Origin of the sequence: Sulfuricaulis sp., from assembly GCF_041499725.1 — a bacterium.
GTDB lineage: Bacteria > Pseudomonadota > Gammaproteobacteria > Acidiferrobacterales > Sulfurifustaceae > Sulfuricaulis.
Map to the genome: position 1 here is coordinate 1 of NZ_JBGQKW010000124.1, position 4,935 is coordinate 4,935.

General features: G+C 61.1%; 4 protein-coding genes, 3 tRNA genes and 1 pseudogene. All 8 read right to left on the reverse strand.

Annotated elements, in window-relative coordinates; genetic code table 11:
- Positions 1–12 precede the first annotated feature (12 nt).
- Positions 13–89: transfer RNA gene (locus ACC569_RS13800), tRNA-Met, on the reverse strand.
- Positions 90–350: 261 nt separating this feature from the next.
- Complete coding sequence (gene ychF / locus ACC569_RS13805; RefSeq protein ID WP_372524113.1) at positions 351–1,442, reverse strand: redox-regulated ATPase YchF; 1,092 nt, start codon at positions 1,440–1,442, stop codon at positions 351–353.
- Positions 1,443–1,567: 125 nt separating this feature from the next.
- Complete coding sequence (gene pth / locus ACC569_RS13810) at positions 1,568–2,152, reverse strand: aminoacyl-tRNA hydrolase (RefSeq protein ID WP_372524114.1); 585 nt, start codon at positions 2,150–2,152, stop codon at positions 1,568–1,570.
- Between the two features lie 147 nt (positions 2,153–2,299).
- Positions 2,300–2,956: pseudogene (locus tag ACC569_RS13815) on the reverse strand (50S ribosomal protein L25/general stress protein Ctc); the annotation flags it as partial.
- 99 nt (positions 2,957–3,055) lie between these two features.
- A complete protein-coding gene (locus tag ACC569_RS13820; protein ID WP_372524116.1) occupies positions 3,056–3,991 on the reverse strand; it encodes a ribose-phosphate pyrophosphokinase in 936 nt (311 codons plus the stop codon).
- 98 nt (positions 3,992–4,089) lie between these two features.
- Positions 4,090–4,164, reverse strand: a tRNA-Gln gene (locus tag ACC569_RS13825).
- A gap of 26 nt (positions 4,165–4,190) precedes the next feature.
- Positions 4,191–4,345: transfer RNA gene (locus ACC569_RS13830), tRNA-Gln, on the reverse strand.
- Between the two features lie 114 nt (positions 4,346–4,459).
- A partial coding sequence (locus ACC569_RS13835; protein WP_372524115.1) for a 4-(cytidine 5'-diphospho)-2-C-methyl-D-erythritol kinase occupies positions 4,460–4,935 on the reverse strand: 476 nt, incomplete at its 5' end.

The window sequence follows — 4,935 nt, forward strand, 5'->3', positions numbered from 1 at the left end:
TAATTGAAAACATGGTGGCTAGGGGCGGAATCGAACCGCCGACCTCAGCATTATGAGTGCCGCGCTCTAACCGTCTGAGCTACCTAGCCAAATCGAATTGGAGATTCTCGCCAACTCCCCCTCTCCCCTTGCGGGAGAGGGCAAGGGGAGAGGGGAACCTTGCCTCATTTGATGCCGCGCTGAACTTGCACGCCCCCTCACCCTCATTCCCTCTCCCGCAAAGGGGAGAGGGAGGCGAGCCGTGGCGCGCTACGCGCGCGATCCGGTCAGGTTGGGGGCGCAAAAGATACCGGTATCCGCCGGGCCTGACAAGGGAAACGAGCCCGGCCTGATCAAATCAGGGCCGGACGCTATACATTAAACCGGAAGTGCATGACGTCGCCGTCGTGCACCACATAGTCCTTGCCTTCGAGCCGTAATTTCCCGGCCTCGCGCGCGCCGTGTTCCCCGTGGCAACGCACGAAATCGTCGAAGGCAATGGTCTCGGCGCGGATAAAACCCTTCTCGAAATCCGTATGGATCACACCCGCGGCCTGGGGGGCGTGTGCGCCTTGGCGTACGGTCCAGGCGCGCACTTCCTTGGGGCCGACGGTAAAAAACGTCTGCAGGCCGAGCAGCTTGTAGCCGGCACGGATAACTCGGTTCAGCCCCGGTTCTTCCAGGCCCATGTCGGCGAGAAATACCTGCTTCTCTTCGACGTTCATATCGGCCAGTTCCGCCTCGATGGCGGCGCAGATCGGCACCACCACGGAATTTTCCGCGCGCGCGAGTTTTTCCACCTGATCGAGATAGGGATTGTTGGTAAAACCCTGCTCGTTCACGTTGGCGATGTACATGAGTGACTTGTCGGTGAGCAGGCACAGCGGCTTTAACAGCCGGTGCTCGTCCTCGCTCAAGCCCATGCTGCGCACCGGCTGACCGCCATTGAGGTGCGCGCGCACGCGCGCCAGCAGTTCGCGCAGTTTGATGTCGTCCTTGTCACCGCTCTTGGTGCCCTTGTCCGCGCGCTGCATGCCTTTCTCAACCGTATCCAGATCGGCCAGCGCCAATTCGGTATTGATGGTCTCGATGTCCGCCAACGGATTGATGCGGCCGGAGACATGCACGATGTTCTCGTCCTCGAAGCAGCGCACCACGTGGGCGATGTCATCCACCTCGCGGATGTGGGCGAGAAATTTATTTCCCAGCCCTTCACCCTTGGAGGCGCCGGCCACGAGGCCGGCGATGTCCACGAATTCGATCGTGGTCGGGAGGATTTTTTCGGGTTTGGCGATATCCGCGAGCTTCTGCAGGCGCGGGTCCGGCACCTCGACGATACCGATGTTCGGATCGATCGTGCAGAAGGGATAATTTTCCGCGGCGATGCCCGCCTTGGTAAGCGCGTTGAAGAGCGTGGACTTGCCCACGTTCGGCAGGCCGACGATGCCGCATTTAAACCCCATACATATAACCTCTTTTTTCTAACTCTCCCTCTCCCACGATAGTGGGAGAGGGCAAGGGGAGAGGGTACAAAACTCCGGCACTCTTCTCCCCACCCTCTCCCCGCAAAGCGGGGAGAGGGAATTATTTATGATTTGTGCATGTGCAGACTGTTCATGACCTTCTGGAATTGGCCGTGCACGACGTCCGCGAAATGGGCCTTGGCGCTGACGATGGCCGCATCGATCAACGTCTGCTCCGCCGACGATGCCTTCTTCAGCACGTACGACACGACCTGCGCGGCGTTGCCGGGATGGCCTATGCCGATACGCAGGCGCGCATAGTCGGAAGTGCCCAGTTTCCCGGTGACATCGACCAGCCCGTTGTGGCCGCCGTCGCCGCCGCCGATTTTCAGCCGCACGGTTCCCGGCGGCAGATCCAGTTCATCGTGCACCACGAGAATTTCCGCGGCCGGGATTTTGTAATAGTGGGCGAACCTCAAGACCGCGTCACCGCTGTGGTTCATGAAGGTCTGCGGCTCAAGCAGCCAGACGTCCTTGCCACTCACGGTCAGCTTGCCGACATTCGCCGAAAAGCGCGATTCGTTGCGCAGCCTCTCGCCGGTCGCATCCAGCAGGACATCCAGAAAACGGAACCCGGCATTGTGCCGGGTTTCCGCATACTCCGCGCCCGGGTTCCCCAGGCCAACGATGAGGGAGATCCCCTGCGCCACGTCGTCGCTCCGCGAAGGGGATTACTTGCCTTCCTTCTTGGGCGCTTCCTTCTTGGGTGCTTCTTTCTTGGGCGCCTCTCCCTTCTTGGCTTCCGCCTTAGGGGCCTCGCCTTTCTTGGCTTCGCCTGCCTTGGCCTCGCCGGGTTTCGCCTCGCCTTCGACCGGCGCCGCCGCGGCCGCTTCGCCTTCCGCCGGTGCAGCCACCACAGGAGCCACTTCTTCCACCACGCGAATGGTGGTGACGGCGCCCACCGCCAGATCATCGCCACCGTGCGCGAGGCTCGTGATGCTCACGCCCTCGGGCAGCTTGATGTTGGAGAGATGCACCGACTCGTTGATATTCAGGGCCGACAGATCCACCGTAAGGAACTCGGGCAGGTCCTTGGGAAGACAGGTGATGTCTATATCGGTCATGAGATGTGTGACGATACCGCCATCGATCTTCACGCCTGGAGCCACGTCCCCGCCCTCGAAGTGCAGCGGTATCTTCATGTGAAGCTTCTCGGTGGCGCTGATGCGTTGCAGGTCGACGTGCATCACCACCGGCTTGTACGGGTGCATGTACCAGTCACGCAGAATCGCCTGGTCCGAGTCGCCGCCAACCTTCACGGTCAGGATCGAGGTGTGAAACTTCTCGTTCGCCAGGTGACGCGCCATCGCGTTGTGGTCCAGCGAGACCATCGTCGGCTCCTTGCCCGCTCCATACAGGATGGCGGGTACTTTTCCGGTGCGGCGAAGGCGGCGGCTCGCACCCGTACCTTTCGCTGCGCGCGGTTCGGCAATCAATTCAAATTTAGCGCTCATTGTCAGTCTCCACGGTTGTTGAACATCTCCCGCCTCTCCCGCGACCAGGATCGGAGGGTACAGAAAAGGCACGGGACGCAGGCCCCATGCCCGAAACTTTTACTCCATGAACAGCTCGCTGACCGAATCCTCTTCCGCGATGCGGCGCATGGACTCGGCGAGCAACTCGGCCACGCTCAACTGGCGGATGCGCCGGCAGGCCTTGGCTTCCGGCTTGAGCGGGATGGTATCCGTCACCACCAGCTCATCGAGATCAGACTTGCCGATCCGTTCCACCGCGCTTCCGGACAGCACCGGGTGCGTGCAATACGCCAGCACCTTGCGTGCCCCGCTGCTTTTCAGTGCCCCGGCCGCCTCGCACAGGGTACCCGCGGTGTCCACGAGGTCGTCCATCAGCACGCAGGTCCGGCCTTCGACCTCGCCGATGATGTGCATCACCTTGGCCTCATTCGGCTTCGGGCGGCGTTTGTCGATGATGGCCAGGTCCGCTTCCAGATGCTTGGCCATCGCGCGAGCCCGCACCACGCCGCCCACGTCCGGCGACACCACGAGCAGATTCTTGATCTCCTGCCGCCAGATGTCGCCGAGCAACACCAGCGACGAATAAATATTGTCCGTCGGGATGTTGAAAAACCCCTGGATCTGGTCGGCATGCAGATCCATTGTCAACACCCGGTGCGCGCCGGAAACAGTGATCATGTCCGCCACCAGCTTGGCGGTAATCGCCACCCGCGCCGTGCGCGGCCGGCGGTCCTGGCGCGCGTAACCATAATAAGGTATCACCGCGGTGATGCGCCGCGCCGAGGAGCGCTTCACCGCGTCGATCATGACCAGCAGCTCCATCAGATTGTCGTTGCTGGGCGAACACGTAGGCTGGACGATAAACACATCCTTGCCGCGCACGTGCTCCATGATCTCGACCTGGATCTCGCCATCCGAGAAACGGCCGACCACCGACTTGCCGAGCGGCAATCCCAGATGCCGCACCACCAGCTCCGCGAGCGCCGGATTGGCGTTGCCGGTAAACACCACCATGTTGTCCAAGGACACGCGATTTCCCCTGCGATACGGGTGATCCAACACACAAACTGGTTGGGGCGCTGGAAACAATTCCAGCATCCCGAACATTCATTTGGTTGGGGCGCCAGGATTCGAACCTGGGAATGCCGGAATCAAAATCCGGTGCCTTACCGCTTGGCTACGCCCCAGTAAATTCGCGCCCCATTTAAATAACTGGCGCGGCGCCAGGATTGCTCGCCCCATCCCTGGGGCTCGCCCCTTCGGGGCCAGCGTCGCTGCGCTCCGCTGTCCAAATTTGTTCCCGACAAATTTGTCGAACCTGGGAATGCCGGAATCAAAATCCGGTGCCTTACCGCTTGGCTACGCCCCAGTTAATAAGAAACCGTCGAACCCGGGCCGCTTCCGGCATCCCGCCTCTCGCGGCATTAGTACGTCCCTGTACGTCAAAATGCCGGAACAACACCCGGCACCTGAATGTAAATATCACCGAACCATATATAAAGGATGCCGGTTCATTCCCCGCGCCACGAAACCGGTAAACGGTTTGGGAATTCTTTCCAGAATCTTCCGGCCGTGATCCATTCCCGTCACCTTCAGGAACGCGCATCCGCCCGAACCCGACATGCGCGGCGTGCCGAACTCGCCCAGCAGCCGCATCGCGCGGTCCACTTCCGGATAGCGGCTGCGCACCAGCGGTTCCAGGTCGTTTTGCAGCCCACGCCCTGCTTGAAAGTCGCGTATTGTGAGGGGCGGGCTATAACGTGTCAATTCAGGGTCGGCAAAAACCTGCGCCGTGGAGACATGCACCGGCGGCACCACCACCAGATACCAGGCCTCTTCCGGCTCGATGGGAGTAAGGATTTCTCCGATCCCCTCGGCCCAGGCCGCCTGCCCCTGGACGAAGACCGGCACATCCGTGCCTAACCTGAGCCCCAACGTCGCGAGTTCCGCGCGGGAAA

Coding starts and splice junctions, on each gene's coding strand:
- ACC569_RS13820 (WP_372524116.1), bottom strand. CDS start 3,991: ATGGTGGTGTTTACCGGCAACGCCAATCCGGCGCTCGCGGAGCTGGTG.
- ychF (WP_372524113.1), bottom strand. CDS start 1,442: ATGGGGTTTAAATGCGGCATCGTCGGCCTGCCGAACGTGGGCAAGTCC.